The following is a 26656-nucleotide window of genomic DNA, read 5'->3' as shown; positions in this document are numbered from 1 at the left end:
ATATTTGTCACATCCTTGTCACACAAGATTTCTACAGTCGACGCATCTTCCCGATCAATCCCAACCAGTTTCGACCAATCCCAACCCAAGAGGTGTTCTGATGAACCTGACTTTCAAAGCTTCCCTGACTACCGTAGTAGGCCTTGCCCTGACGTCGCTTGCCACGCTCGCCGCCGCCCAGGACGTGACCGGCGCCGGTGCGAGCTTCCCGGCCCCCCTGTATTCCAAGTGGGCGGCTGACTACAACAAGGCCACCAGCGTCAAGATCAACTACCAGTCGGTCGGTTCAGGCGCCGGTTTGCGCCAGATTGAAGCCAAAACGGTCGATTTTGGCGCCTCTGATGCCCCCCTGAAAGATGAAGAACTGGCCAAAAAAGGCCTGATGCAATTTCCCACGGTGATCGGCGGCGTCATTCCTGTGGTCAATATCAAGGGCATCACCCCCGGCCAGCTCAAGCTGAGCGGCCAGGTGCTGGGCGACATCTACCTTGGCAAGATCACCAAGTGGACCGACCCGGCCATCAAGGCCCTGAACCCCACGCTGCCCCTGCCTGACGCCGCCATCGCACCGGTGCGCCGCGCCGACGGCTCCGGCACCAGCTTCATCTTCACCAACTACCTGAGCAAGGTCAACGCCGAGTGGAAGTCCAAAGTGGGCGAGGGCACCGCAGTGAACTGGCCCGTAGGCGCTGGCGGCAAGGGCAATGAAGGCGTGGCGGCATTCGTCGGCCGTCTGCCTAATTCGATCGGCTATGTGGAATACGCCTACGTCAAGCAAAACAAGATGACTTTTGCCCAGCTGAAGAACGCCGCTGGCAACTTCGTGTCGCCTGAAGATGGCGCATTCAAGGCCGCCGCCGCAGGTGCCGAGTGGTCCAAGAGCTTCTACCAGATCCTGACCGAGCAGCCTGGCAAGGATTCGTGGCCCATCACCGGCGCTACTTTCATCCTGATGCAGAAAGTCCAGGACAAGCCTGCCCAGGCCGCTGCTTCACTCAAGTTCTTTGAGTGGGCTTACAAAAACGGCGACAAAACTGCCGACGACCTGGACTATGTGCCCATGCCTGCCGCCGTGAAAACCATCATTGAAAAAGCCTGGGGCGACATCAAGGACACCTCGGGCAAGGTTGTCGCTTACAAATAAGCGCAACAAGCTGATTTTCCGCAGTCGTTACATACCATAGGGGTTTCTCACGTGTCCTCTACACTTCCGGCTAGCCGGGCCGCTTTTGACCACCCGGCAAAAGCGACCGGACGCGATATGACCAATCCTCCTCCTGGCGGCACTGTGCGCAGAAGCCCCCTGGCAGATCGGCTTTTCGGCTGGGCTGCGCAGGGCGCGGCCTGGCTGACACTGGCCCTGCTGGCCGGCATCCTGGTTTCCCTCGTCATCGGGGCGTGGCCAGCGATCAGCAAATACGGCCTCGGCTTCCTCACCAGCAGCGTCTGGGACCCTGTCAAGGGCGAGTACGGCGGACTGGTCATGATTTACGGCACCATTGCCACGTCATTGATCGCACTGCTCATCGCGGTGCCGGTGAGCTTCGGCATCGCGCTGTTCCTGACCGAGTTGTCACCCGCATGGCTCAAAAGGCCCCTGGGCACCGCCATCGAACTGCTCGCCGCCGTGCCGTCCATCGTCTACGGCATGTGGGGCCTGCTGGTGTTCGGCCCCATCCTGGCCACCTACGTACAGCAGCCGCTGCAAAGCCTTTTGAGCGGCGTGCCTTATCTGGGCGCGCTGGTGTCTGGCCCCCCCGTCGGTATCGGTATTTTGTCGGCGGGCATCATCCTGGCCATCATGATCATTCCCTTCATCGCCTCGGTGATGCGGGACGTGTTTGAAGTGACACCGGTGCTGCTCAAAGAGTCCGCCTATGGGCTGGGCTCCACCACCTGGGAAGTTGTCTCCAAGGTCGTGCTGCCTTACACCAAAGCCGGTGTGGTGGGCGGCATCATGCTGGGCCTGGGCCGGGCCTTGGGCGAAACCATGGCGGTCACGTTCGTGATCGGCAATTTCAACCAGCTCGATTCGCTGAGTCTCTTCCAGGCCGCCAACAGCATCACGTCGGCGCTGGCCAACGAGTTCGCTGAAGCGGGCGAGGGCCTGCACCAGGCTGCTTTGATTTACCTGGGCCTGGTGCTGTTCTTCATCACGTTTGTCGTGCTGTCGCTGTCCAAGCTGCTGCTGGCCCAACTGCGAAAAAGTGAAGGGGTGAAAACATGAGCGCCGTGATGCACGATGCGCGGTTGGCCAAGTTTGCCCGCCGCAAGCGGGTCAACCGGATTGCGCTGGTTCTCTCCCTCGCAGCCATGTCCTTTGGCCTGTTCTGGCTGGCATGGATTTTGTGGGAAACGATTCGCCTGGGCGTGGGCGGTCTTTCATGGGCAACCCTGACCCAGATGACGCCGGCGCCCAATGAAGAGGGCGGTATCGCCAACGCAATTTACGGCTCCTTCCTGATGGTGCTGCTGGCCACTTTTGTGGGCACGCCGATCGGCATCATGGCGGGCATCTACCTGGCCGAATACAACACCAAGGGCATGCTGGCATCCGTGACGCGCTTCGTCAACGACATTCTGCTGTCTGCACCATCCATCGTGATTGGCCTGTTTGTGTACACGGTCGTCGTGTCGCAGTTCAAATCCTATTCGGGCTGGGCCGGTGTCCTGGCGCTGGCACTGATCGTTATTCCCGTGGTGATTCGCACCACGGAAAACATGCTGCAACTGGTGCCGCCAGGCCTGCGTGAAGCGGCTTACGCCTTGGGCGCGCCGAAGTGGAAGGTCATCACCAGCATCACCTTGCGTGCCGCACGTGCCGGCGTGACGACCGGCATCCTGCTGGCCGTGGCGCGGATTGCCGGGGAAACGGCGCCGCTGCTCTTCACGGCGCTGAACAACCAGTTCTGGACGTCTGACCTAAGCCAGCCCATGGCGAGCCTGCCTGTGACGATCTTCAAGTTTGCGCTGAGCCCTTACGAGAACTGGCAGCAGCTGGCGTGGGCAGGCGTGTTCCTGATCACCATGGCCGTGCTTGGCTTGAACATCCTGGCGCGTGTATTGACACGCGCCAAAAACTGACAGGCTGACGCCTTTCCTTTAGACCACACAACACAACAAGGTCACAGATGGATACCCTTACTGCACCACGTGAGCAATCGAAAATTTCGGTCAAGAACCTCGACTTCTACTACGGCAAGTTCCACGCCCTCAAAAGCATCAACCTGGAAATTCCCGAGAAGAAGGTCACGGCCTTCATCGGCCCTTCGGGCTGCGGCAAGTCGACGTTGTTGCGCATCTTCAACCGCATGTATGAGCTTTATCCCGAGCAGCGCGCAGAAGGTGAAATCATGTTCGACGGTGAGAACCTGCTGACGTCCAAAAAAGACGTGGCGCTGATCCGCTCCAAGGTCGGTATGGTGTTCCAGAAGCCGACGCCGTTCCCGATGTCGATCTACGACAACATCGCCTTTGGCGTGAAACTGTTCGAAAGCCTGAACGCTTCGGACATGGACGAGCGCGTGGAATGGGCGCTACGCAAGGCCGCGCTGTGGACGGAAGTCAAGGACAAGCTGAACCAGAGCGGCTCCAGCCTCTCGGGCGGCCAGCAGCAACGCCTGTGCATTGCCCGCGGCATCGCCATCAAGCCTGAAGTGCTGCTGCTGGACGAGCCCTGTTCGGCGCTGGACCCTATTTCCACCGCCAAGGTGGAAGAGCTGATTGCCGAGCTCAAGAACGAATACACGGTAGTCATCGTGACGCACAACATGCAGCAGGCGGCCCGCTGCAGCGACTACACCGCCTATATGTATCTGGGCGACCTGGTTGAGTTTGGAGCAACCGAAGACTTGTTCTTCAAGCCAAAACGTAAAGAAACCGAAGACTACATCACCGGCCGTTTCGGCTGATACGGATTAGGGAGCACACATGCCTGATAAACACCTATCGACCCAGTTTGACAGCGAACTCAACGGCGTCTCTTCGCGCGTGATGGAGTTGGGCGGCCTCGTCGAGTCGCAGATTCGCCTGGCCATCTATGCGCTGTCCCAGTTCAGCGCCGAAAGCGCCAACCAGGTGATCGAAACCGAATCGCGCGTCAACGCGATGGAAATCGACATCGACCGCGAGCTGTCGTCCATCATTGCGCGGCGCCAGCCTACGGCTCGCGACCTGCGCCTGCTGATTGCGATTTCCAAGACCACAGCCAACCTCGAGCGTGCCGGCGACGAGGCCGAGAAGATTGCCCGCATGGTCAAGTCCATCATAGAAAGCGGATCGGCCCGTGCCCTGCCTTCGTCCGACCTGCGCATCGCGGCGGAGCTTGCTTCCGGCCTGCTGCGCAAGGCACTGGATGCTTTTGCCCGGCTGGACACCGCGGTCGCGGTTTCCATCCTCAAGGAAGACGACCAGATCGACCAGGAATTCGACGGTTTTGTGCGCAAGCTCATCACTTACATGATGGAAGACCCGCGCACGATTTCGCCTAGCCTGGACCTGCTGTTTGTGGCCAAGGCCATCGAGCGCGTGGGCGACCATGCCAAGAACATCGCAGAATTCATCATTTACATCGTCAAGGGCGCCGACGTGCGGCACACGCCGATGGAACAGATTGAATCCGCAGTAAAGTAAAGACGGAATGAAACACCTGCCACGCATACTGATTGTTGAAGACGAGCCAGCCATTGCCGAGTTGATTGCCGTCAACCTGCGGCATGGTGGCTTTGACCCCGTGGTGGCGGAAGACAGTGTGTCGGCCCAGCGCGAACTCGACGCTGTGTTGCCCGATGCCATCCTGCTCGACTGGATGCTGCCGGGGCAAAGCGGCCTGGCGTTGGCGCGTCACTGGCGCAAGCAGGCGCGTACCAAGAGCATTCCCATCCTCATGTTGACGGCACGCGGTGACGAGCCCGACAAGGTGGCCGGGCTGGATGCCGGCGCCGACGACTACATCACCAAGCCGTTTTCTACCCAGGAACTGTTGGCGCGCATACGTGCCGTGCTGCGGCGCCGCGCTCCCGAGTCGGTGAACGACAGCGTGACCGTCGGCGGGCTGGTCCTGGACGCCGCCACGCATCGCATTTCCTACCTGGGCCAGGAGCTCAAGCTGGGCCCGACCGAGTTCAAGCTGCTGCACTACCTGATGAAACACGCCGAGCGCGTCCACAGCCGCAGCTCCCTGCTCGATAAGGTGTGGGGCGACCACGTGTTCATTGAAGAGCGCACCGTCGACGTCCACGTCAAGCGTCTGCGTGAGGCCTTGGGCGCAGCGGGCACCATGGTGGAAACTGTGCGCGGCGCCGGCTACCGGCTGACGGCGATGGCCGCCAACAACCCGGTCGCTGCGGCACAATCCAGCGCATGATCAATCGGTGGATTGTTTTTGCCGCCTGCATGATTGTTGGCGGCGGTTTGGGCTTTTGGGCGCGCACCGCAAACGGCTTGACCTTCGGACTGGGCATAGGCTTGGCTGTGGGGGCGATGGTCTGGCTGGTCATCGACAGCTTCTACATCGGCCGCCTGCTGCGCTGGCTGCGCATCGAACAAAACAACGATACACCGGCCGTGACGGCCGGCAGCGCCCCCAGCCTTCCCGGTGTATGGGGCGAGGTAGCGGACCGGACCCGCCGGCTGCTCAAGAATCGCGATCAACAGTTGCAGGAAAGCCAGGCGCGCCTCGATGAATTCCTGGCGGCCATGCAGGCCTCGCCGAGCGGCGTGGTGCTGCTCGACGCGCAAGGCCGTATCGAGTGGTGCAACCAGATGGCCAGCCAGCACTTCGGGTTTGACGCCCAGCGCGACGTGCTGCAGCACATCGCCAACCTGGTGCGTGACCCGGCCTTCAAGGCTTATATGGCAGCGGGTGATTTCTCGCACGACGTGGTGATCCCGGGCAACTTCAGCACGCCGGCCCGCCCGGTGAAGCTGTCGGTGCATGTGCATTCCTATGGCAAAAACCGCAAGCTGCTACTGTCGCGGGACATCACGGCCGTGGAGCTGGCAGAAGCCATGCGTCGCGACTTTGTGGCCAATGTGTCGCATGAGATCCGCACGCCATTGACAGTCCTGTCGGGTTTTATCGAAACCTTGCAAACGCTGCCGCTCAAGGAGCCGGAGCGTGCCCGCTACCTGGCGCTGATGTCGCAGCAGTCGCAGCGCATGCAGACGCTGGTGAATGACCTGCTGACCCTGTCGCGACTGGAAGGCAGCCCGTTTCCGGGCGCCAGTGACTGGATGACCGTCAGTGCGCTGATGGCCCAATCAGAGCAGGAGGCAAGGGCCTTGTCGTTGGTGATTGCGCCGCAGGGCCACCAGCTGGAATTTGACCAGGGGCCAGGCACCGAAATCGCCGGGGTACAGACCGAGCTTTATAGCGCGATGTCCAATCTGGTAACCAATGCAGTGCGCTACACGCCGGAGGGCGGTTTGGTCCGCGTCAGCTGGGCGCTGCTGGAGGACGGGCGTGGTGAGTTCAAGGTCAAGGACACCGGGCCGGGTATCGCGCCTGAGCACCTGCCACGCCTGACGGAACGTTTTTACCGTATCGACCGCAGCCGATCGCGTGAAACCGGGGGCACCGGCCTGGGCCTTGCCATCGTCAAACATGTCGCCCAGCGTCACGGTGCTGAGCTCAACATTCAAAGTGAACCGGGGCACGGCTCCTGCTTTTCCATCATTTTTCCCGTCGTGCGCGTTCGCCGGACTCAACCAGTTTGAGTCACCTTCAGGCTGCGCCTGACTGCATGCCACAACAGAGCCAGAAAACATGCCGCAACGAGGCCAATGGCGAGCGTGCTGGCCGCCCAGAAACTGCTGGCGGACTGCGTCGCGGCCTGGCCTGCAATGCCGTCGTAAGCCAGACGATAGCCCCCCAGAAGCCCAAGGCCCCATAGCAGCACGCCATAAAGGGCCAGCGGCGCAATGGTGATGCGGTAGCAGCGGAGCAAAAAGGCCGTCAGGGCCTGTGTTGCATCGGCGACGTGATAGAACGCAACCCACACCAGCAAAGCGGAGGCCAGCGCGACGATTTCCGGGTTGCCGGAGTACCAGCCTGCCAGCACGGGGCCGGCCATTGAAACCACGGCCGCGAGTGTCAGCGCCGCGAGCCCTGTGAGCTTCAGCCCCAGCAGCACCACGCGTTTTGCGTAATCCGGGCGTCCTGCGCCTATCCAGAACGAAACGCGGGCACTGCACGCGATGGCCATGGACAGCGGCATCATGTAGAGAACCGCGGCCACGCTGGATGCAATCTGGTGGCTTGCGGAGGCCACGGTGCCGAGGCGGGCGATGAAGAGTGCCATCAGCGTGAACGACGTCACTTCCACCAGATAAGCCAGGCCGCCGGGAATGCCGAGCCTGGCGAAGTGACCTATTTGCAGCCAGTCCGGCCGTTCCATGCGTTGCCAGATGCGATAGGGCAGGTACAGCGTCTGTGTGCGCAGCATCAGGATGGCCAGCGCCAGCAGCAGGTAGTTCACAATCAGCGTGGCCCATGCGCAGCCGACAGCGCCCATGGGTTCTACGCCGGCACCGCCGGCCACCAGCCAGATAGACAGGGGGATCTTGACCAGCAGGGCGCCGACCTGCAGCCAGGTGACCAACAGCGGCTTGCCCAGTGCCTGGTTGAAGGTGCTGTAGATGCGAAACAGCAGGGATGGTGCGAACGCAAAGGCCAGCACCGCAAGGTAACGCTGTACCTCATCGCGCATCAGTTCAGGCACTTGTGCCCAGCGCAGCAGGGGGCCGGGGAAGAGCATAGCTGCCATACCCACCACCACGATAAAACCGCACAGGTACATGCTTTGGCGCAGCGAAGCACCTACCGCCTCATGGCGGCGCGCGCCCATCATTTCGGCCCAGATGGGCAGCAGCGCCTGGACAATGCCGATCAGGCCAACGTAAACACTGATGTAAAGCGCCGATCCTACCGACAGCGCGGCCAGGGCCTCGTCGCTGTAGCGGCCTGCAATCACCGTGTCGGCCACACCGAAGGCCATGACGGCCAGTTGCCCGACGAGCACGGTGCCCGCGTGCTGGCTGATGATCTTGAGTTCGCTCAAGGGCTGGTTCTTGAGTTCGGGCGGGGAAGGCCCACCCGCTTGAACAGCAGGACGTTTTCCGTCTTGTCCGTGGGTCGGCGCACCGTCGCCTGGAAGGCCCAATCGGGCAAATTAACGACGCGGCTGAGCGTTGGCTGCGCCTCGACATCCACAATCAGGTAGGGGCAGCTTGCCTGCGTTCCGGCTTGCCGGAGCTCGAGCCCGCCGTGGTACTGCAGCGCGGCGGCCTGCGCACTGCCTACGCCGTAAATCTCAACGCAGGCGCTTTTGTCGACGAGATTTGCGATCTGGCGCGACAGGGGCGCAAGGCTGCGGGCATAGTCGAGCAGGGGCAGCCAGAGCGTCATCAGCAGCAGCCAGCACAGGGTGGCGCCGCCGGCAGGCAGTACCAGCGATTTCCAGATGGCCGCACGCTGCGCGCCGGCGCGCCATTTGACGAGCCAAGCCCAGGCTAGGGTGGCCAGCAGTGCGGCCAGAAACGCCAGCCACGAGAAGCTGGGTTCAAACCCCGGTGCGAGTTTGGCGACGTTGGCTGCGGGTTGACGCGGAACGCCAGTCTGCATGGCAATCCAGACCACCCAGATGATGATGCCGCAGCCGGTGAAAAACAGCAGTGTGAACCAGTCAATCAGCGAGGCCACGCTGCGTTTGAGTGTGGGGAGCGCGAAGGCAGCCAGCGCTGCCAGCGGCGGCAGGCTCAGCAGCAGGCTGCGGTCCGAGGCTGTGGTCGTCAGCGTGGCGGCCACGGCCATCGCGGCGAACCACAATGGCAAGGCGACATGGCGGCTGGCCAGCTGCCTGCGCCAGCGGTAAAGTGTCCACATCGCCAGCGGCCAGGCCGGCCAGGTAAACCACAGCAGCAGGCGACCCAGGCTGCGCCAGTCTTTCAGGGCGGACTGACCGTCTGCGCCCGGCAGGTGAATTCTCCAGCGCCACAGGTCCAACCCATGGGCCAGCAGCGCTACCAGCAGCGTGATGCCGGTGATCAGCAGCACCCAGTGCCAGGACTGTTGCCTGGCTGCAGGATCGGACTGGCCGGTGCCCCAGCGCATGTGAGTCCATTCCACCAGTGCCCCGCCCATGCCAATCAGCAATGCCAGTGTGGGAGCACCGCTCAGGGCGAGTCCTGCAAGCCCGATCAGCAGACCGAATGCCGGGCCGAGGATTTTGGTGGCCGCACGGTAGGGGCTTGCTGCCATGGCGTAAAAGGCCAGCGCCGTGAACCCGAGCTGGGCCAGGGCCGGCGTGGTTTCATGGGAGAGCTGCGCCAGGCCAAGACTGGCGATCAGCGCCAGCAGGGCGGTATCGGCGATAGCCCGGGCGTAGTCGACCGGACTGGCCTCGCCGCCGAAAGCAAAGGCGACTGGCTGGGCTTGCGGGCTACGCGCCAGGTAGTAAACGGCGTACCACGTCGCCAGCATCGTCAACACGAGCAGTGCCACAAATGGAATGCGCACAGCCCATGCCGGATCCAGAAAGGGGAAAACCTTGATGGCGATGGCACCCAGCCAATACGGTGCCAGTGCATCGAATTCCGTGACCTGGCCGAGCAACTGTGGACGCAGCCAGTTGCCCGCCATGGAGGCGAGTTCACGCATTACGCCAAATGCAGCAATGTCTTCGTTTTTCCAGGGGCCACGCCCCAGAAAACCCGGCAGCGCATAGGCTGCGCAAAACAGCAGCAGTGCGAGTCGCGGCAGGCGGCGCACAGCGGACTGGGCAATGATGGCAGGAGACGGTTTATTCAAAACGTATGGGTCGGATAGATCTGGGAGATCGAAAGGGAGCGCGGCTGCTGTCGGGTCGTTCAGTCCTGGCTACGGGTGATTCTGCGTCAAACCAGCCTGAGGCACATCGCGTAACCTGGCAAATTTTGCCGAAAAAAAAGCAGCCTGAATTTCAGGCTGCTTTTTTGCAGGCTGGCGAAAGTTTTTTCGCAGCTTATCCGGCAGCTTACTTCGCAGCTTCGGGTGCGGCCTCTTTGGCTGCGGTCTTGCCGAAACGGTTGCGGAATTTCTCGACGCGGCCACCCATGTTGTCCACGGATTTTTGTGTGCCGGTGTAGAAAGGGTGCGATTCGCTGGACGTATCGAGCTTGTACAGGGGCAGTTCGCGACCGTCGTCCATCTTCACCATTTCTTTGGTGTTCACGCAGGAGCGGGTGACGAACTTGAAGTTGTTGGACAGGTCCAGGAAACAAACTTCGCGGTAGTTGGGGTGAATGCCTTCTTTCATGATCTTTCCTTATTCGTTGCGGGAGCCACACCAAGCCAGTCCTGGGCACTTTCCGCTAAGCCGCACATTATAGCACCCCCGTCCAAGTTCACTGCGTGTAACTTGTTCCCCCCTCAAGGGGGCGGCGCCTTGGGCCGGCGAAGCCGGACCCTCGGCCCCCGCTGGTAAATACCCCACTGGTTGCGCCCTGGATCTTCAATCCAGTATGAGCCGCGGGACTGGCTTTGCCAGACCGCAGGCGGGCGGCCCCCTCGGGGGGCAGGAAGCTACACGAAGTGAGCGACCGTGGGGGCCACGTTCTAGCCGCCCCGCCTCATCATGTCGAAGAATTCGTGGTTGTTCTTCGTCGCTTTCATGTTCTTGAGCATCAGCTCCATGGATTCGATTTCATCCATGTTGTACATGAATTGACGCAAAATTCGCGACTTTTGGAGAATTTCGGGTGCAAGTAACAGCTCTTCCTTGCGGGTGCCGCTGCGGTTGAGGTGAATTGCCGGGAACACGCGTTTTTCGTACAGGCGGCGGTCCAGGTGGATTTCGCAGTTGCCGGTGCCCTTGAATTCTTCAAAGATCACTTCGTCCATGCGGCTGCCGGTGTCTACCAGCGCGGTGCCGATGATGGTCAGGCTGCCGCCTTCTTCAATATTGCGGGCCGCACCGAAGAAGCGCTTGGGGCGCTGCAGTGCGTTGGCGTCCACACCGCCGGTCAGCACTTTGCCCGATGAAGGCAACACGTTGTTGTAGGCGCGGGCCAGGCGGGTGATGGAGTCCAGCAGGATAACGACGTCCTTGCCGAGTTCAACCAGGCGCTTGGCGCGTTCGATCACCATTTCGGCCACATGCACGTGGCGTGCGGCGGGTTCGTCAAAAGTGGAGGAGATCACTTCGCCGCGCACGCTGCGCTGCATTTCGGTCACTTCTTCAGGGCGCTCGTCCACCAGCAGCACCATCATGACCACTTCAGGGTAGTTGGCGGTAATGGCGTGGGCGATGTTCTGCATCATCACGGTCTTGCCGGACTTGGGCGGTGCGACCAGCAGGGCGCGCTGGCCTTTGCCGATAGGCGCGACGATGTCGATGATGCGGCTGGTCAGGTTCTCTTCGCCCTTGATGTCGCGTTCGAGCTTGAACTGCTCGCGTGGGAACAGCGGGGTCAAGTTCTCGAACATGACCTTGTGCTTGTTGTCTTCAGGCAGGCCGTCGTTGACCTTGTCGAGCTTGTTCAGGGCAAAGTAGCGCTCGCCATCCTTGGGGGTGCGCACTTCGCCTTCAATCATGTCGCCGGTGTGCAGGTTGAAGCGGCGAATCTGGCTGGGGCTGATGTAGATGTCGTCGGTGCTGGCCGTGTAGCTTGAATCCGGAGCACGGAGGAAACCGAAACCGTCGGGCAGCACTTCCAGCACGCCGTCGGCCACGATGGTCTCACCGGTTTTTGCACGTTTTTTGATGATGGCGAACATCAGCTCCTGCTTGCGCATACGGCCGACGTTTTCGATCTCAAGGGCTTCGGCCTGCTTGAGGACTTCAGACACGTGCAGTGCCTTGAGTTCGTTTAAGTGCATGGAGTTACTCCTTGCGGAGTTCATTGATGGAAACGGGGGAGGTTTGAAAAGAAGCCGCAGAAGATGGCTTACAAACCGGGAACTCGAACCAGGCAGCGAGTGCCGTCTGGTGAATAAAGCACATTATGACAGGAAATTCATGCAGGAAATCAAGGCATTTTTCCTGCGTCCGGCCAGCGGCCGGGGGACCTGCGCCGGTCGGGAAGCGGCGGTGCGCCGTGCTTCCCTTCCAGCGCGAAAAACCTCAGGCCAGTTGCTGGTCAATGAAGGCGGTCAGCTGGGCCTTGCTCATGGCGCCGACCTTGGTGGCGGCCAGCTGGCCGTCCTTGAACAGCATCAGGGTGGGGATGCCGCGGATACCGAACTTGGCGGGAATGTCGCGGTTTTCGTCGACGTTCATCTTGGCGATCTGCAGGCGGCCGTCGTAACCGGTGGCCACTTCGTCCAGAATCGGCGCGATCATCTTGCACGGACCGCACCATTCAGCCCAGTAGTCCACCAGCACGGGTTTGGAGGCTTGCAGCACGTCGGCTTCGAAAGTGGCATCGGTGGTATGTTTGATCAGTTCGCTCGCCATGGCGGCTCCTTTGTCTGTTTAGGATGGTTACGATACGGTACGGCTAAAGTTGTAGTCATTGTGGCAGAAAGCAAGTGGCCGGGTCGGGCGCGCGGGGGCTATGGCGCCGATAGAGATTATTCAATTTGCGGCTTCCGGCCCCATTTCTTTCTTGCCAACCTCTTTTCCCCAACCTCTGTATGCCACCCGTTCCAACCTCTGATGCCGCATGGTCCGCGCCTGATGCGCTGTGCTGGCACCAGGCCATGGGCCGGCTTGCAGAAGCGATGCAGGCGCGCGGCGTCCATCCCGCAGAAGCCGTGGTGCTGCTGCCCTATGCCCAGCTGATCCAGCAGGCGCGCCGCGCCTGGGCTGCGCAGGCAGGCGAGACATTTTTTGTTCCCCGCTTTGAAACCACCATGAACTGGGCCAGCGGCCTGGGCGGCACGCTCGGCTTGTATGTGCCTTCAGGCGACGATTTGCGCATGGATGTGGCGGTCGACATGCTCACAGCCGCATCGCTGCTGGGCCGCGCGGGCCTGGGCGCCCAGCAGGATGCGCTGGCGGGCCGGCTGGTTGAAGCGGCGTGGAGCCTGGCCGGTGTGGCCGCAGCCGTCGTGCCGGCCGCTCGCCGCGCCTGGAGCGAGCGCTTGGCGCTAACGCTGGGAGCAGGCCTGGATTCGCCGGTGCTGGCCCTCGAAGCTGCCGTGGGGCGCATTGCGCTGGCCTGGGCGGCGGCGTCCGCCTATCCCACGGACCGCCTTTTCCAGGCGAAACCTCAGCTGCTCGCCGTGCTGGAAGGCTTTCAGGCCGACCCGCTTACCGAGGCCCTCAAGGCGCACTTCGGCGACCGGTCGGTTTCCATCCCGCTGTGCGTCTCACTCGAAGAGCCCTCGGCACCGCCCGCGCTGCACATTGCGCAAGACGCCGAAGACGAAGCGGGCCGCGCCGCCGCCTGCGTGCTGGCGCATCTGGCGCAAGGCCGCAGCCCGGTTGCGCTGATTGCGCAGGACCGGCAACTCACACGCCGTGTCGGCGCCATGCTCGCTGAGCGCGGCATCGCCATGCGCGATGAAACCGGCTGGAAGCTTTCAACCACTCGCGCCGCCGCCGCTCTGATGAGCCTGCTGCGCGCCATGCCCTGGGACGCGTCGACGGATGCCGTGCTGGACTGGCTGAAAAACGCACCGGCGTTTGACGCCGCGCTGGTCACCGCCGCCGAGACTGAGTTGCGCAAGACCGGCGTGCGCGCCTGGCGCGACCTGCCGGACTTTGCGGAAGACGCCATCTTGCCGCCAGCCTTTGCGGCAACAGGCCCGTTGGCGCGCGAGGTGAACGCATTGCGCAGCCCTTTCAGCCGTGCCCGCCCGCTGGCGATGTGGCTGCGCGACCTGCGCACCCTTTTGCAGTCGGCGGGGCAGTGGGACGCACTGGCGCAGGACGAAGCCGGGCAGACGGTGCTGGACGTGCTGCGCCTGCACGAAGGCGCCGAGACCGAATTCGAAGCATCGCCGGTGATGCGGCTGCATGACTTCACGCAGTGGGCCAATCAGGCGCTGGAGGGCGGCAAGTTTTCCCCGGCGCATCCGCCCGCGGAGCAGGTGGTCATACTGCCGCTGCCGCAGCTGCTGGGCCGCCCCATGCAGGCCGTGGTGCTGCCCGGCTGCGATGAAATCCGCCTGCCGGTGTCACCAGAACCTCCCGGTCCCTGGACGCCCGGCCAACGCGAGCTGCTGGGCCTGCCGTCGCGGGAAGTGCTTGCCGCTGCCCAGCGCCAGGCCTGGCACTATGCCCTGCACATGCCGCATCTCGATGTGCTCTGGCGCACCAGTGAATCCGGCGAACACCTGATCCCCAGCGGCTTTGTGCAGGAGCTGCTGCTGGACCAGGACGAGGAAGCAGTACAGCGCATGGCCACCGACCCCCGCAGCCTGCGTGCCGTGGCAACCCAGCCGACGCCGTATCCCTTCCCGACCGGCGAGGCCTTGCCCGTCATCCGGCTTTCAGCCAGCGCCTATGAAGACCTGCGGCGTTGCCCCTACCGCTTTTTTGCGCTGCGTCAGCTTAGGCTGCAGGAGCCCGAAGAGCTCGAAAGCGAGTTGGGCAAGCGCGACTTCGGCAACTGGCTGCACAGCCTGCTGCGGCATTTCCATGAGGCACTCAAAGCGGCACCAACCCCCGATCTATCAGCGCGGGTAGCTATGCTAAACATAGCAGCGGAGCGCGCCACGCAAGAGCTGGCGCTCAGCGACAGCGAGTTTTTGCCTTTTGCCGCGGCCTGGCCCGGCGTGCGCGAGGGCTACCTGAAATGGCTGGCCGACCACGAAGCCACCGGCGCGGTCTTCGACGAAGCCGAAGTCTGGCGCGAAGTGCCTGTCGGCACGCTCACGCTGCTCGGCCAGCTCGACCGCGTTGATCGCCAGCCTGACGGGCACGCCCTGGTGATCGACTACAAGACCGAGCCGCGCACGACCACGGCCGAACGCATCAAGAACGGCCAGGAAGACACCCAGCTTGCCTTTTATGCCGCCCTGATGAGCGACGACACGCTGGCCGCGGCCTACGTCAACCTCGGCGAAAAAGAGCCGACCAAGACCTATGAGCAAGCCGAGATCGTCGGCTTGCGCGACGAGCTCATCGACAGCATCTTGACCGACATGGCGCGCATCTCGCGCGGGGCGGCGCTGCCGGCATTAGGGGAGGGCAAGGCCTGCGACTATTGCGCGGCCCGCGGCCTCTGCCGCAAGGATTTCTGGAGCCTGGACGAGGAAGCCACGGCAGGGGAGGAGGGCGTATGACCCCGCCGGCTAACACCTTGATCGCTCACGCCGCGGCCTACGAATGCAACGGCGAGCCGCTCTCCGCCGATGCCTTCTACGCCATCGCCTGCGACCCGCGGCGCAGCGTGGCGGTGGAAGCCTGTGCCGGCGCCGGCAAAACCTGGATGCTGGTGTCACGCATCGTTCGGGCCTTGCTGGACGGCGCCACGGCCGCACCGGGGCAGCAGGTCTTGCCGCATGAAATCCTGGCCATCACCTTCACCAAAAAAGCCGCCGGCGAAATGCGAGAGCGCCTGGACGACTGGCTCAAGGCCTTTGCCCACGCCGACGATGAGACCCTGCAGCGCGAACTCGAAATGCGCGGCGTCAGGGTCGATTTTTCAAGCCAAAAAGGCCTGAAAGCCGCGCAGAACGTGCGCGAGCAGCTATCAAATTTATACCGCTCCATTCTGGCCAGCGGCCGCTCGGTGCAGATACGCACCTTTCACAGCTGGTTTGCAGCCCTGCTGCGCAGCGCGCCAGTAGCGGTGCTGCAGCGCCTGGAGCTGCCGGTGAACTACGAGCTGCTGGAAGACGATGCGCCGGCACGCGCGCTGGTGTGGCGGCGGTTTTATGCGGCCGTCGCGGTTGACGCGTCACTCAAGGCTGACTTTGAGGCGGTGGTGCTGGCGTATGGGCGTTTCCAGGCCGACAAGGCCTTGCAAGCCGCGCTCGACAAGCGCACCGAGTTCACGCTGGCTGATGAAAAAGGCGTGATCGACGCCTCGGTACAAGCCTTCAGTGCACAGTTCACTGAATTTGGCGGCCTTGATGAACCCGAAGAGCTGCTCAGCACCAACCGTTTTCACCGGCAAACCTTGAGGGACGCCGCCATCGCGCTGGGCCGCGCGAGCGCGCCGACTTTTTCGGCCAAAGGCGTGGAACTGGAGCAGGCGTTGACGGCCGGAGACTTCCCGGCGGCCATTGCGGCCCTATTGACCGAAAAGGGCACGCCGCGCAAGTTCGGCGAAAAAATTGTCGGCATCGAACAGGTGCGCATTGCGCAAGACCTGGTGCTGCGTGTGGTGGCGGCCCGCCAGCAGCATGACGCCTGGCTGTACCAGCAGCGCATGGCGCGCCTGACGCGCGTGCTGATCGCCCAGTTCACCGCCTTGAAGCGTGACCGCGGCTGGGTCGACATGAATGACGTTGAGAGGGCCGCGCTGCTGATGCTGGCCGACCCCGTGCTGTCGGGCTGGGTGCAGGAGCGGCTGGACGCGCGCATCCGGCATCTGATGATTGACGAGTTCCAGGACACCAACCCGCTGCAGTGGCAGGCTCTGTATGCCTGGCTCATCGGCTACTCGGGTGCGGGCACGGCGCCCAGCGTGTTCCTGGTGGGCGACCCCAAACAAAGCATTTACCGCTTCCGCCGCGCCGAGCCGCAGGTGTTTCGTGCCGCGCAGGCTTTTGTGGTGCACGGCCTGGGCGGTGACTTGCTCAGCTGCGACCACACCCGGCGCAACGCCGAGGCGGTGATCGACATCGTCAATTCGGCCATGGCCACGGCGCGCGAAACCGACGGGTACGACGGTTTCCGCGAACACACCACGGCCTCTGGCCGGGCCGGCGCTGTGGGCCGGCTTCCGCCCATTGCACGCAACAAGGACGAAGAAGAGGTCTCGCCGCTGGCCGCCGGCTGGCGCGACAGCCTGACCACGCCGCGCGAATTGCCCGAGGAGACCCTGCGCACGCGCGAGGCCCGGCAGGCCGCCGCATGGATATCCGAACAGGTCGCCGCCGGACTGCGCCCCCAGGACGTGATGGTCCTCTCGCGCAAACGCGCAGGCCTGCTGCCGCTGCAGGACGAGCTACGCGCGCTGCACATTCCCGCGCAGGTGGGCGAGAAAACCGAGCTGATCGACTGCTGCGAAGTGCTGGACGTGGTGGCGCTGCTCGACGTGCTGGTGTCGCCGCAGCACGACCTCTCGCTGGCACGTGCGCTGCGTTCGCCGCTGTTCGGGCTGGCTGACGATTGCCTGGTGCAACTGGCGCTGCTGCAGCGCGAGCACCACCAGCCGTGGTACAGCCTGCTACAAAAAGAGGAGCTGCTTGCGCCTGGCCTGAAAGGGCTGGGGCCTGTTTTGACCAAGTGGAAGAGCTGGCTGGACCGCTTGCCGCCGCATGATGCGCTGCAGGGCATTTACGACGACGGCGACGTGCTGGCGCGTTTTGGCGCTGCCGCCCCGGCGGCCCAGCGCAGCGCGGTGCTGGCCAACCTGCGCGCGCTGCTGGGTGTGTCGCTGGCGCTGGACGGTGGGCGTTATGCCACGCCCTACGGTTTTGTGCGCGCCCTCAAGGCCGGGGGCACGCAGGCGCCGGCAGCCGTCAGCAGCGAGGCCGTTCGGCTGCTGACCATCCACGGCGCCAAAGGCCTTGAAGCCGAAGCCGTGCTGCTGCTGGACACCGACACCGTCGAGCGCAATGCCGACAGCATGGGCGTGCTGGTCGACTGGCCCGGCGAGGCGACGGAGCCGCGCAAGTTCGTCTTCCTGGTTAGCGAAAGCCGCCCGCCCGCCTGCGCTGCCGACACATTGGCGAGCGAGCAGGCGGCCCGCAAGCGCGAAGAACTCAACGCCCTGTATGTAGCGCTGACGCGCGCCCGCCGTACGCTGGTGATTTCCTCCATCGAGCCGCACCGCGTGACGACTGAGAGCTGGTGGCAGCGCCTGCACGCACTGGTGGGCGAACTGCCTGCGCCGGTCGCGGATGAGTCCGCAGCCGCCCATCTCGATGCGGCCGACGCGGGCGTGTTCTACCTGCCCGAGTTGCCTGAACTGCCCGAGGTCATGACGATTTCCGAGCCTGCTGCGGTGCGCGTTGATGAAGATTCGCTCAAGGCCCGCATCGGCAAGGCCATGCACCGCCTGCTGGAGTGGGGTGGTGCGTTGTCAGACCCTCAGATCAAGGCGGCGGCGCGCGAGTTTCGCCTGAGCCCTGCACAGGCAGCCGAGGCCGCCGGCCTGGCCGGGCGCATTCTGGCGGGTGAGGGCGCCTGGGCCTGGAGCCCGCAAGCCGTGGCCTGGCAAGGCAACGAAGTCGGCCTTGTCTACGCCGGGAAAGACTTGCGGCTGGACCGCCTGGTGCAGCGCAAGGACGCCGGCCACGAAGGCCACTGGTGGGTGCTCGACTACAAATCCGCCGTGGCGCCGGAGCTGCAGCCCGCGCTGGTGGCGCAGCTGCAGGACTACCGTGCGGCGGTGCAGCTGATTTACCCCGGCGCGCCGGTGAAAGCAGCTTTCCTGACGGGGCGGGGAACTGTTGTCGAGCTGGATTGATCTCACACAGCCCGCGCTCTACCCCATGTTATTCGCCGACCTGAAGAAAGAGACAACCATGTTCAAGCAACTTGCCGCCTCGCTAACCTTCCTGGCCGTCCTGCCACTGGCATGGGCCCAAACCCCGGCACCGACTAACCCCACGGTGCGCCTGCGCGCGACGATTGAAAAAGTCGATGCGACCAGCCTCACCATCAGGGAACGCAGCGGCGAAGTGATCACGCTGGTGCGCCCGGCCGAGATGGACGTGTCCGAGGTGTACCCGCTGTCGCTCGCCGACATCAAGCCCGGCAGCTACATCGGCACCGCCGGCATGCCGCAGCCCGACGGCAGCCAGCTGGCGCTGGAGGTGCTGGTGTTCCCCGAAGCAGCGCGCGGCGCCGGTGAAGGCCACCGCCCCTGGGATTTGCGGCCCGACAGCACCATGACCAACGCTACCGTGGCCGACCTGGCCGCGGCGCCAACGTCGGTGCCCGGCGGGCAAAAGCTCACGTTGCGCTACAAGGACGGCGAGAAAACCGTGATTGTTCCGCCGGATGTGCCGGTGGTGTCCTTCAAGCCCGGCAAGGCCGACGAAAACGCCTTGCTGGTGCCGGGTGCCAAGGTGATGATCACGGCGCAGGAAAAAGCCGGCAAGCCGACCGCGCTGCGTGTCATCGTCGGCCGCGATGGTTTTGCGCCGCCCATGTAATGCAATGCGCCGCGCAGGCCGGCAAGTGCGGCCTGTGATAATTGGCGCATGCCGCCAATCGGCGCCAAACCTGTACCTGGCCCCTGTTTTTAAGCGATTTAGCCCTGCAGGCCAATCGGATCGGGCGCAAGCAGCTATCAAAAACAGAGCAAACACATTCGCCTGCGAAGCGCTATCTTTGATGCCTTTCAGGAAAGCGGCTGCTGTTTGGCCTTGATTTCTCCCATCTCACCATACCTCGCCTCCGCGAGCAGACGGAACACCTTTTGAACGATTCAGCCTCTCCCGTGAAACCGCCGCCTGTCGGCCCCCTGCGTATTGCCGTCATAGGCGGCGGACCCGCCGGCCTGATGGCCGCCGAGGTGCTGGCCGCTGCCGGTGCGGCCGTGAAGGTCGAGGTGTACGACGCCATGCCTTCGGTGGGGCGCAAGTTTTTGCTGGCCGGCAAGGGCGGGCTCAACCTCACGCATTCCGAAGCACCCGAGGCTTTTCTGAGCCGCTATGGCGAGCGCGCTGCGCAGCTGACGCCGTTGCTGGCCGCGTTCGGCCCGGCCGAGCTGCGTGCCTGGGCTGAAGCGCTGGGCGTGGAAACCTTTATCGGCAGCTCGGGCCGCGTGTTCCCCAAAGACATGAAGGCTGCGCCGCTGCTGCGCGCGTGGCTGCACCGCCTTCGCCTGGCCGGCGTGCAGTTTTCCATGCGGCACCGCTGGCTGGGCTGGGCCGATGACGGCGCGCTGAAGTTCTCAACGCCCACCGGCGAGGTGCTGGCACACGCTGACGCCGTGGTGCTGGCTTTGGGCGGCGGCAGCTGGGCGCGGCTGGGCTCTGATGGTGCCTGGGCGCCGCTGCTGGCTGAGCGCGGCGTGGCGGTGGCACCGCTGCAGCCGTCCAACTGCGGCTTCGACGTGGCCGCACGCGCGGACAGTCCGGCGCAGCTTGAAGAGGCGGCAGCCGACGCCGGCGAGACCCGCCGCGAATTCCTGCAGGAACTCATAGGTAAAAGTCCACAGCCGCACATCGGCTGGACAGAGCATTTCGCCAGCCGTTTTGCCGGCCAGCCCTTCAAGTCCGTGGCCATCAGCTTCACCGATTCACATGGCCGCAGCTTCAGCCGCAAGGGCGAGTTTGTCGCCACTGCCACCGGTGTCGAAGGCAGCCTGATCTATGCCGCTTCCTCCTTGCTGCGTGACGAGATTGCTGAACACGGCAGCGCCACCTTCCTGCTCGATTTGCTGCCCGCCAAGACCGCCGAGCAGGTGCTGGTGGAGGTGCGCCACCCGCGCGGCTCACGCTCGCTGTCCAGTCACCTCAAGAGCCGCCTGAACCTGGATGGCATCAAGGCCGCGATGTTGTACGAACTGCTGGGCAAGGACGCGATTGCCGATCCGGTGCGCCTGGCCGCCGGCATCAAGGCGCTGCCGGTGCGCGTTACTGCGGCCAGGCCGATGGATGAAGCCATCAGCACCGCGGGCGGCGTGATGTTTGAGGGCCTGAGTGCACAGCTACAGCTGGGTGCTGCGGCTGCAGTGCCCCAGCCCGTGTTCTGCGCCGGTGAAATGCTGGACTGGGAAGCCCCCACGGGCGGCTATCTGCTCACGGCCTGCTTTGCTGGCGGGCGCGTTGCCGGGCAGGGCGTTTTGAGTCATTTTGGCCTGTAGACCAATAGGGTCGGGCGCAAGCAGCTATTGATTTTGTAGCATTTTTTTTGAACCATTCGCAGTTGCGCGAGAGGAGCCGCCATGATCGTCCGTTTTAACATCGACTCTTTTGACAAGACCCAGTACGAATACCGCGTGACCTACGAAGGTGAAGACCTGTTCGGGGACGCCGGGCTGGGCGGCATTGAAGAATGCATCATCGCCGCCACTGAAGGCCTGGGCCAGGACGCCGTGGCCGCAGAAGTCGCCTTCAGGGGCATCATCAGCGGCACCTACCCGCTGGCGTCACTGGCGCTCATGTCGGCACAAATCGCCATTCATGCCTTGCAGACCACCGAGGCGGTTGAAGAAGTGAGCCGGTAGTACCGAGGCCCACAAAAGCCCTGGAGGTGGACTTTGCCGGGGAACTTTCGTTTGTGCGGTAGCGCACATACCGGAGGGCCGTTAGTGCCTATACTTCGAAGACGGTGCGAGATCTCTGCCAGAGGCCCAACTCGAAGCCAGATCCGCCCCGGAGTGTCTCGATGGCCCATTCTTCCAACCCCAAAGACAACGAGCTGCTTGCCGCATTGCCGGAAGCAGAGTGGCAGCGCTGGCTGCCGCAACTGGAATGGGTCGACATGCCGCTGGGTCAGGTGCTTTATGAGTCGGGCACCACGCTGGACCATGTGTACTTTCCCACCACGGCCATCGTCTCGCTGCTTTATGTGATGGAAAACGGCTCTTCGGCCGAGATTGCAGTCGTCGGCCATGAAGGTGTCGTGGGCATTTCCCTCTTCATGGGCGGGGAGTCCACACCCAGCCGCGCCGTCGTGCAAAGCGCCGGCCAGGGTTTTCGCCTCAAGGCACAGGCCATCAAGGACGAGTTCAAGCGCGCGCCGGTGCTGCACCTGCTGCTGCGCTACACCCAGGCACTGATCACGCAGATGGCACAAACCGCGGTGTGCAACCGCCACCATTCGCTCGACCAGCAGCTGTGCCGCTGGCTGCTCCTCAGCCTTGACCGGTTGCAGAGCAATGAGCTGGTGATGACGCAGGAGCTGATCGCCAACATGCTGGGCGTGCGCCGCGAAGGCGTGACCGAAGGCGCGACCAAGCTGCAAAACCTCGGGCTGATCCGCTATTCGCGCGGCCGCATCACAGTGTTGGACCGCCCGGGCCTGGAGCAGCGCACCTGTGAGTGTTATGCCGTGGTCAAGAAAGAATACGACCGCTTGCTTCCCGAAAAACTCGCCTCCTAGCATTCCGGTGTGCGGCCTGTTGTGTGCTGTGTGCGCTGGCACACGGTGGCGTTGGCGACACGTCGTGCATACTGAGGCACCGAATTGAACTGACGACAGTAGCGCGGCCTTGTCCATGACCCGGCACTCCCCGGGGTCCGCCTACACCGGAGAGCCGCTTTGGCCCCTGTCGAAAACCACCTCATTGAGCTTCTCCCTCGCAAGGATCGCCTGCGCCTGCTCGCCGTCTGCGAGCCCGTCGAGCTGTCGCTAGCTGAAGTGCTGTGCGAACCCGGCAAACCCACACGTTACGTCTATTTCCCGGTCGAAAGCTTCATTTCCCTTGTGGCCCTGGTGGAAGGCAGCCCGGGGGTGGAGGTTGGCATGGTGGGGCGTGAAGGCATGCTGGGTGCGCAACTGGTGCTGGGCGTTGTCACCGCGCCGGTGCATGCGGTAGTGCAGGGCGCGGGGGCGTCCTGGCGGATCAGCACCGCCGTTTTCCGGCGCGAGCTGGCGCGCAGTGCTTCGTTGCAACGCGGCCTGAACCGCTACCTTTATGTCTTGATGGCGCAGCAGTCCGCATCAGCCGCCTGCCTTCGTTTTCACCTGACGAGCCAGCGCCTGGCCCGATGGCTGCTGATGAGTCAGGACCGCGCGCATTCCGACAATTTTCATGTGACGCACGAATTTCTGGCCTACATGCTGGGCATGCGCCGCGTCGGCATCACGTCGGCCGCCAGCGCGCTGCAGCGCGGTGGATTGATCGAATACCACCGTGGTGAATTGAAGGTTCTTGACCGCGGCGGCCTGGAAGCCGCGGCATGCAGCTGTTACGCGGCTGACCGGAAAACCTATACCCAATTGCTGCATTGAGGGGCGGCTTTGGGATGGCGGGGGCCTGTCTGTCAGGCAAAAGCATCGGTTTACCTGTTTCAGCTCAACTGCGGCCCGCGACACGGCCTGAAAACCTTTTGCGGCCGATGTGCGTTACCGCACGGACGGATCGCCTAGGGCCGCCTAGAAAGGAGCGTACGGCGATATTGCGAACCTTTGAAGGCGCAGCGCCCAACCGCTGTTGCAGCGCCATGCAACTCCTTTAGCGAGGGTTCTGAAATGATCCGGCTTGCTTCCTCACCCCCTCCCAATATCAGGCTGCTGGCGCGCTCGGCGCTGACCATGCTGAGCTCTCCTGAACTCATGAAGGAGTCCCGATGCGAGCTGCCCGCCACCAGTGCCGCTGCGCTGGATGTTCTGCGCGACTGGGCCAAAGGAGGCGGCGAGGGCGCTGACGACGCCCATCTCGCCTCGCTTCCCGAGCGGCAGCTCGAAGCGCTCACACCCGACCACCCGCTGGACATCGCGATCGCCGACTGGGACGCGCTGTTTGGCGCCGTCAAGGCCAGGCTCATGCTCAGCGTCGGTGAAAAACTCGCAGCAGCACCCAACTCGCAGGTCGGCGAGGCCGCGGAGCTGGTCCAGTCCACCGTGTTGGAGTGTGTGGGCGCCTTGCACCAGCTTCACCTGGCACTGACGCAGGAGCGCGGGCAGCGTGCTCATCCGGCAGTTCCAGGCGCGCAGGCCACCCAGCCTATGGCGCCAGGTTAACGCCGGGTTAGCGCCGGGCTAACTTCTCTGCCTGCTTTTTGGGATGTCCGTGAAGCCGTCAGGCCGGCTTTGACGCAACCGGCACGGGCTGAAAAGTTTCCAGGTGGGCGATGATCAGATCGGTCACCTCCATCCCGCTCAACGAACTCAACGCAAAAAACGCCACAGAGTCGGCATGGCCGGCCCGGGGATCGTAGTACTGCGACGGCACCTGCCGCAAATAACGCGCACGCGGCCTGCTGCCCTGTACGTCATACACCAGGGCGTCGTCGGCAATTCCTACTTGCAGCCCGTGAAGCGGGCCTCCTATGCAGGTCATCAGCATTGCATGGTTGTCTCCGTCAATGGACTGTATACGGATGGGGTGGCTGTGGCTATGGGCCGTCTGGCCTAGTGGTGGCTTTGTCGGCTGGATGGGCGGTGGCAAACCTAAAATGGTTCTGGCAGCCCAAGGCCGCATGTTCTTTGGGTCTTCCATGGCGAATTCCGGCCCAACCTTCAATCCATGAAACCCTATTCCATTCTCTTTGTCTGCATGGGCAACATCTGCCGCAGCCCCACAGCCCATGGCGTGTTCCAGCAGAAAGTCATGGATCGCGGGCTTGCCCATCAGATCCAGGTTGATTCAGCCGGCACGCACAACTACCACCCCGGCAACCCACCCGATGAGCGCTCGCAAGCCTACGCCGTCAAGCGCGGTTATGACCTATCCGGCCTCAGGGCCCGGCAGATTTCGGATTCAGATTTTGAGCGCCACGACTTGATTCTGGCCATGGACTGGGACAACCTGGCCTTGATTCAGGAGGAATGTCCCGCCGAACATCTCGGCAAGGTACGCAGGCTCACGGAGTTCTGTTTGAGGCATGACAGCCCGGTGGTGCCTGATCCTTACTACGGTGGCAAGGATGAGTTTGAGCATGTGCTGGATTTGGTTGAGGATGCTTGTGAAGGGCTGCTTCGGTATGTTGAAGGTCAGCTGAAGCTGGCGAATTGAGCGTGCGGTGGCTACTTTCATGTCGTTGCTCTTAGCCGGTTACGCCATGGTGCTTCTTTTGATAAAGATGTAACTTGTATTTGAAAAGGCGTTTCGATGTCCACCGAGTGCCCCAATATCTCCCAAACACTTGTCATCGGGGATGATCCAATCCTGCTCGCGGAGGTCTCTTGCGTGTTGGCAAAGCAGGGCTCTTATCTCCCAATTTTGGAGGGGCCACGTATGACTCGACCAGACGCAGATGGCGAGATAGTGCGTCGGAACAATGTGGCGGCCCGACTGCAACCGACTCGTATTGTTTTGGCAGGGCTCAGTGCCGAAGCATGCGATCAATTTGTTGGGCGATTTCCTGCTAAAAAGACGCTGAAAATCTCTTCTCTCGGAGAGTTGATCGCCGCAGGTGTTGTTAATGCTGTAGCTAAAAATCAAACCTTTACCTGGGGTCGGAACAACATTGGCGTAGGACTCTTGCTCGCACTACGGGCAAAAAAACTCATTACCTTCACTGATGATTCAACGCCCCAAAGTGTGGTCGCATCTCAATCCGGACATCTTGTGGTTTGTGAACAGGGTGACCAGTTGGCTCAAGTTATTGCTGCCAACTACGCGTTTTCCCTTGGCGCTGGTTTCTGCCTTATTCCCGAAATGAGCGAGGAAGAAACTGACGTCATTCTCGATCAGCTCTATGGGCTGTATGACCATCATGAAGAATCACCAACTGATGTTCTACAGGCGGTGCGTCAATCGCTGCGGTCTCACGCCGCAAATGTTTCTCTTGCTGGTATTCGCTCAATTACCTTCGTAACTCAAAAATTGCCTTGGGGGTTTGCTTTTCCAGAAGTTCCAACAACGCACCTTTTCGCATACCCCGATCTTGGGACGTGCATAGCGAGCGGACTTCAGGCTGAACAGCGCGGATCGCCCGGTATACGCGTCGCTATGCTAATAGACCCAGGCGAGGTGAATGCGGGAGAGATAGACGCCGCAGTGGATGCCCTGAGATCACGGTCAGTGTTTATACGAGGCGTTTGCAGTCGAGCTGCAACGGTCTATGAGGTAACGCGGGCGGTCGAGCTCTACCCATACGATCTTTTGCTTGTATCGACTCATTGCGGCGATGCGTCAGGTTGGAGATGGACCTACGAATACACTGACAGCGAAGGACGTGATCGCACGTTAGTGATCGATGTTGCTATCAGCGTTTCAGTAGTTCCCGGTAGTGAAAAGCTTGACGTCATGCAGTTCACGCGATTCGTGTCACTGGATGGGGTTGATTGGAATGATTCGGAGAAGAAGAAGTCGCTATACGTTGGGACTGCGATCAATGACTACATAGAGCGCACAAGAGATCCGGAGCGCCTGCAGCCAGTCAAGAAAGAACTAATTAATCGTGTTGTGGGTTCAGCTGCACTGAAAATGTCTGATGGAAATTTCATTGCCGTGCCTCGATCTCTAGCCAATTATGGCTGCCCGATTGTGCTAAATAACGCATGCGCATCCTGGCACAGACTTGCTGGAAACTTCGTCTTCGGAAACGCCAGAGCCTACGTAGGTACATTGTTTAGTGTGTCTGATGTTGAGGCGCAAGAGGTGATGACAAAGCTTATGGCGAAGTACTTTGGGCGACCCTTGGCTATCGCGCTTTGGCATGCGCAGAACGACGTTTACGGGGATAGCCCGCGTCGGCCGTACATCATTGTGGGTACGCATATGCAGCGACTTCGCGCTACTTCCTCGGACGCACCAGTTGATATTTATAAGCAACTTGTGACTGCCCGTGATCGGTGGAGGCGAGACCTAGAGAAAACAGGGCCAAGTGAAGAGCAAAGACATCTAACGGCTCGCGACTATGCGAGTTACCTCGATAAAGAGGCTAAAGGCGTGTACAAGCGTTGGATTGCACCGCGAGGAGAAGGTGTCTAGGTGTCCCGAAGATCATTTGGAACCAGGATTCTGACGCACCACCGGGAGCCCCGGA

Annotated in this window: 23 protein-coding genes; 17 read left to right on the top strand and 6 right to left on the bottom strand. The window is 62.2% G+C overall.

The annotated features are described in order from the left end of the window. The first annotated feature begins 100 nt into the window (after nucleotides 1-100). From pstS to phoR, 7 genes are all read left to right on the top strand, one after another. On the top strand, nucleotides 101-1144 hold the full coding sequence (gene pstS / locus AC1DWQ_RS18255; RefSeq protein WP_477670889.1) for a phosphate ABC transporter substrate-binding protein PstS: 1044 nt from the start codon (nucleotides 101-103) through the stop codon (nucleotides 1142-1144). A 117-nt stretch (nucleotides 1145-1261) separates the two neighbouring features. Beyond that, nucleotides 1262-2227: a phosphate ABC transporter permease subunit PstC gene (gene pstC, locus AC1DWQ_RS18250; RefSeq protein WP_477670888.1), complete on the top strand. Its 966-nt coding sequence runs from the start codon at nucleotides 1262-1264 to the stop codon at nucleotides 2225-2227. Continuing rightward, nucleotides 2224-3084 (top strand): phosphate ABC transporter permease PstA, encoded by an 861-nt coding sequence (gene pstA / locus AC1DWQ_RS18245; protein ID WP_477670887.1) that lies wholly within the window; start codon nucleotides 2224-2226, stop codon nucleotides 3082-3084. The genes pstC and pstA overlap by 4 nt, the downstream gene beginning before the upstream one ends. A gap of 47 nt (nucleotides 3085-3131) precedes the next feature. Then, entirely contained in the window at nucleotides 3132-3911 is a 780-nt protein-coding gene (gene pstB / locus AC1DWQ_RS18240) for a phosphate ABC transporter ATP-binding protein PstB (protein WP_477670886.1), read from the top strand. 19 nt (nucleotides 3912-3930) lie between these two features. After that, entirely contained in the window at nucleotides 3931-4632 is a 702-nt protein-coding gene (gene phoU / locus AC1DWQ_RS18235) for a phosphate signaling complex protein PhoU (protein ID WP_411879881.1), read from the top strand. Between the two features lie 7 nt (nucleotides 4633-4639). Then, nucleotides 4640-5365, top strand: coding sequence for a phosphate regulon transcriptional regulator PhoB (gene phoB, locus AC1DWQ_RS18230; RefSeq protein WP_431096707.1), 726 nt, complete (start codon nucleotides 4640-4642; stop codon nucleotides 5363-5365). Next, nucleotides 5362-6717 (top strand): phosphate regulon sensor histidine kinase PhoR, encoded by a 1356-nt coding sequence (phoR, locus tag AC1DWQ_RS18225; protein WP_477670885.1) that lies wholly within the window; start codon nucleotides 5362-5364, stop codon nucleotides 6715-6717. Before phoB ends, phoR begins: the two co-directional genes overlap by 4 nt. On the opposite strand, the gene AC1DWQ_RS18220 is transcribed toward phoR, so the two are convergent. From AC1DWQ_RS18220 to trxA, 5 genes are all read right to left on the bottom strand, one after another. Next, nucleotides 6705-8060, bottom strand: a complete 1356-nt coding sequence (locus AC1DWQ_RS18220) for an MATE family efflux transporter (RefSeq protein ID WP_477670884.1) — start codon at nucleotides 8058-8060, stop codon at nucleotides 6705-6707. The genes phoR and AC1DWQ_RS18220 overlap by 13 nt on opposite strands. After that, the gene (locus AC1DWQ_RS18215) at nucleotides 8057-9808 is read right to left on the bottom strand and encodes a hypothetical protein (RefSeq protein ID WP_477670883.1); all 1752 of its coding nucleotides are present in this window, start codon (nucleotides 9806-9808) and stop codon (nucleotides 8057-8059) included. The genes AC1DWQ_RS18220 and AC1DWQ_RS18215 overlap by 4 nt, the downstream gene beginning before the upstream one ends. A gap of 205 nt (nucleotides 9809-10013) precedes the next feature. Further along, nucleotides 10014-10295, bottom strand: a complete 282-nt coding sequence (locus AC1DWQ_RS18210; protein ID WP_457278651.1) for a type B 50S ribosomal protein L31 — start codon at nucleotides 10293-10295, stop codon at nucleotides 10014-10016. A 299-nt stretch (nucleotides 10296-10594) separates the two neighbouring features. Further along, complete coding sequence (rho, locus tag AC1DWQ_RS18205; RefSeq protein ID WP_348050341.1) at nucleotides 10595-11857, bottom strand: transcription termination factor Rho; 1263 nt, start codon at nucleotides 11855-11857, stop codon at nucleotides 10595-10597. A gap of 244 nt (nucleotides 11858-12101) precedes the next feature. Continuing rightward, the gene (gene trxA, locus AC1DWQ_RS18200; RefSeq protein WP_077594529.1) at nucleotides 12102-12434 is read right to left on the bottom strand and encodes a thioredoxin TrxA; all 333 of its coding nucleotides are present in this window, start codon (nucleotides 12432-12434) and stop codon (nucleotides 12102-12104) included. A gap of 179 nt (nucleotides 12435-12613) precedes the next feature. Here trxA and AC1DWQ_RS18195 point away from each other — a divergent pair, with 179 nt between their 5' ends. The 8 genes from AC1DWQ_RS18195 to AC1DWQ_RS18160 all read left to right on the top strand — a co-directional run bounded on the left by AC1DWQ_RS18195 (nucleotide 12614) and on the right by AC1DWQ_RS18160 (nucleotide 23684). Beyond that, nucleotides 12614-15211 carry a PD-(D/E)XK nuclease family protein gene (locus AC1DWQ_RS18195; protein WP_477670882.1) on the top strand — a complete coding sequence of 866 codons (2598 nt, stop codon included), beginning with the start codon at nucleotides 12614-12616 and terminating at the stop codon, nucleotides 15209-15211. Then, the gene (locus AC1DWQ_RS18190) at nucleotides 15208-18510 is read left to right on the top strand and encodes a UvrD-helicase domain-containing protein (RefSeq protein WP_477670881.1); all 3303 of its coding nucleotides are present in this window, start codon (nucleotides 15208-15210) and stop codon (nucleotides 18508-18510) included. The genes AC1DWQ_RS18195 and AC1DWQ_RS18190 overlap by 4 nt, the downstream gene beginning before the upstream one ends. A gap of 58 nt (nucleotides 18511-18568) precedes the next feature. Then, nucleotides 18569-19201, top strand: a complete 633-nt coding sequence (locus tag AC1DWQ_RS18185) for a hypothetical protein (protein WP_457278648.1) — start codon at nucleotides 18569-18571, stop codon at nucleotides 19199-19201. A gap of 266 nt (nucleotides 19202-19467) precedes the next feature. Further along, nucleotides 19468-20859, top strand: a complete 1392-nt coding sequence (locus AC1DWQ_RS18180; RefSeq protein WP_477670880.1) for a TIGR03862 family flavoprotein — start codon at nucleotides 19468-19470, stop codon at nucleotides 20857-20859. Between the two features lie 81 nt (nucleotides 20860-20940). Next, a complete protein-coding gene (locus AC1DWQ_RS18175) occupies nucleotides 20941-21222 on the top strand; it encodes a hypothetical protein (protein ID WP_477670879.1) in 282 nt (93 codons plus the stop codon). 161 nt (nucleotides 21223-21383) lie between these two features. After that, on the top strand, nucleotides 21384-22100 hold the full coding sequence (locus AC1DWQ_RS18170) for a Crp/Fnr family transcriptional regulator (RefSeq protein WP_477670878.1): 717 nt from the start codon (nucleotides 21384-21386) through the stop codon (nucleotides 22098-22100). Nucleotides 22101-22259: 159 nt separating this feature from the next. Then, on the top strand, nucleotides 22260-22952 hold the full coding sequence (locus AC1DWQ_RS18165; protein WP_477670877.1) for a Crp/Fnr family transcriptional regulator: 693 nt from the start codon (nucleotides 22260-22262) through the stop codon (nucleotides 22950-22952). A gap of 303 nt (nucleotides 22953-23255) precedes the next feature. After that, nucleotides 23256-23684, top strand: coding sequence for a hypothetical protein (locus tag AC1DWQ_RS18160; RefSeq protein WP_477670876.1), 429 nt, complete (start codon nucleotides 23256-23258; stop codon nucleotides 23682-23684). 58 nt (nucleotides 23685-23742) lie between these two features. Here the strand turns inward: AC1DWQ_RS18160 and AC1DWQ_RS18155 are convergent, their stop codons facing one another. Next, nucleotides 23743-24294: a hypothetical protein gene (locus AC1DWQ_RS18155; RefSeq protein ID WP_477671230.1), complete on the bottom strand. Its 552-nt coding sequence runs from the start codon at nucleotides 24292-24294 to the stop codon at nucleotides 23743-23745. On the opposite strand from AC1DWQ_RS18155, the gene AC1DWQ_RS18150 reads away from it, so the two are divergent. Continuing rightward, nucleotides 24190-24678 carry a low molecular weight protein-tyrosine-phosphatase gene (locus AC1DWQ_RS18150; protein ID WP_477670875.1) on the top strand — a complete coding sequence of 163 codons (489 nt, stop codon included), beginning with the start codon at nucleotides 24190-24192 and terminating at the stop codon, nucleotides 24676-24678. The two genes, AC1DWQ_RS18155 and AC1DWQ_RS18150, sit on opposite strands and share 105 nt — an antisense overlap. Nucleotides 24679-24900: 222 nt before the next feature. Continuing rightward, nucleotides 24901-26601: a hypothetical protein gene (locus tag AC1DWQ_RS18145; protein WP_477670874.1), complete on the top strand. Its 1701-nt coding sequence runs from the start codon at nucleotides 24901-24903 to the stop codon at nucleotides 26599-26601. Nucleotides 26602-26656: the final 55 nt, after the last annotated feature.

It is taken from the genome of Polaromonas sp. P2_G11 (genome assembly GCF_056403595.1).
This window is presented reverse-complemented; position numbering and strand designations above follow the sequence as displayed.

What these genes read in the sequence shown, in the direction of transcription:
- pstS (WP_477670889.1), top strand. Translation starts at nt 101, where the DNA reads ATGAACCTGACTTTCAAAGCTTCCCTGACTACCGTAGTAGGCCTTGCC.
- pstC (WP_477670888.1), top strand. Translation starts at nt 1,262, where the DNA reads ATGACCAATCCTCCTCCTGGCGGCACTGTGCGCAGAAGCCCCCTGGCA.
- pstA (WP_477670887.1), top strand. Translation starts at nt 2,224, where the DNA reads ATGAGCGCCGTGATGCACGATGCGCGGTTGGCCAAGTTTGCCCGCCGC.
- pstB (WP_477670886.1), top strand. Translation starts at nt 3,132, where the DNA reads ATGGATACCCTTACTGCACCACGTGAGCAATCGAAAATTTCGGTCAAG.
- phoU (WP_411879881.1), top strand. Translation starts at nt 3,931, where the DNA reads ATGCCTGATAAACACCTATCGACCCAGTTTGACAGCGAACTCAACGGC.
- phoB (WP_431096707.1), top strand. Translation starts at nt 4,640, where the DNA reads ATGAAACACCTGCCACGCATACTGATTGTTGAAGACGAGCCAGCCATT.
- phoR (WP_477670885.1), top strand. Translation starts at nt 5,362, where the DNA reads ATGATCAATCGGTGGATTGTTTTTGCCGCCTGCATGATTGTTGGCGGC.
- AC1DWQ_RS18210 (WP_457278651.1), bottom strand. Translation starts at nt 10,295, where the DNA reads ATGAAAGAAGGCATTCACCCCAACTACCGCGAAGTTTGTTTCCTGGAC.
- rho (WP_348050341.1), bottom strand. Translation starts at nt 11,857, where the DNA reads ATGCACTTAAACGAACTCAAGGCACTGCACGTGTCTGAAGTCCTCAAG.
- trxA (WP_077594529.1), bottom strand. Translation starts at nt 12,434, where the DNA reads ATGGCGAGCGAACTGATCAAACATACCACCGATGCCACTTTCGAAGCC.
- AC1DWQ_RS18195 (WP_477670882.1), top strand. Translation starts at nt 12,614, where the DNA reads ATGCCACCCGTTCCAACCTCTGATGCCGCATGGTCCGCGCCTGATGCG.
- AC1DWQ_RS18190 (WP_477670881.1), top strand. Translation starts at nt 15,208, where the DNA reads ATGACCCCGCCGGCTAACACCTTGATCGCTCACGCCGCGGCCTACGAA.
- AC1DWQ_RS18185 (WP_457278648.1), top strand. Translation starts at nt 18,569, where the DNA reads ATGTTCAAGCAACTTGCCGCCTCGCTAACCTTCCTGGCCGTCCTGCCA.
- AC1DWQ_RS18175 (WP_477670879.1), top strand. Translation starts at nt 20,941, where the DNA reads ATGATCGTCCGTTTTAACATCGACTCTTTTGACAAGACCCAGTACGAA.
- AC1DWQ_RS18170 (WP_477670878.1), top strand. Translation starts at nt 21,384, where the DNA reads ATGGCCCATTCTTCCAACCCCAAAGACAACGAGCTGCTTGCCGCATTG.
- AC1DWQ_RS18160 (WP_477670876.1), top strand. Translation starts at nt 23,256, where the DNA reads ATGCTGAGCTCTCCTGAACTCATGAAGGAGTCCCGATGCGAGCTGCCC.
- AC1DWQ_RS18150 (WP_477670875.1), top strand. Translation starts at nt 24,190, where the DNA reads ATGAAACCCTATTCCATTCTCTTTGTCTGCATGGGCAACATCTGCCGC.
- AC1DWQ_RS18155 (WP_477671230.1), bottom strand. Translation starts at nt 24,294, where the DNA reads ATGGGCAAGCCCGCGATCCATGACTTTCTGCTGGAACACGCCATGGGC.
- AC1DWQ_RS18145 (WP_477670874.1), top strand. Translation starts at nt 24,901, where the DNA reads ATGACTCGACCAGACGCAGATGGCGAGATAGTGCGTCGGAACAATGTG.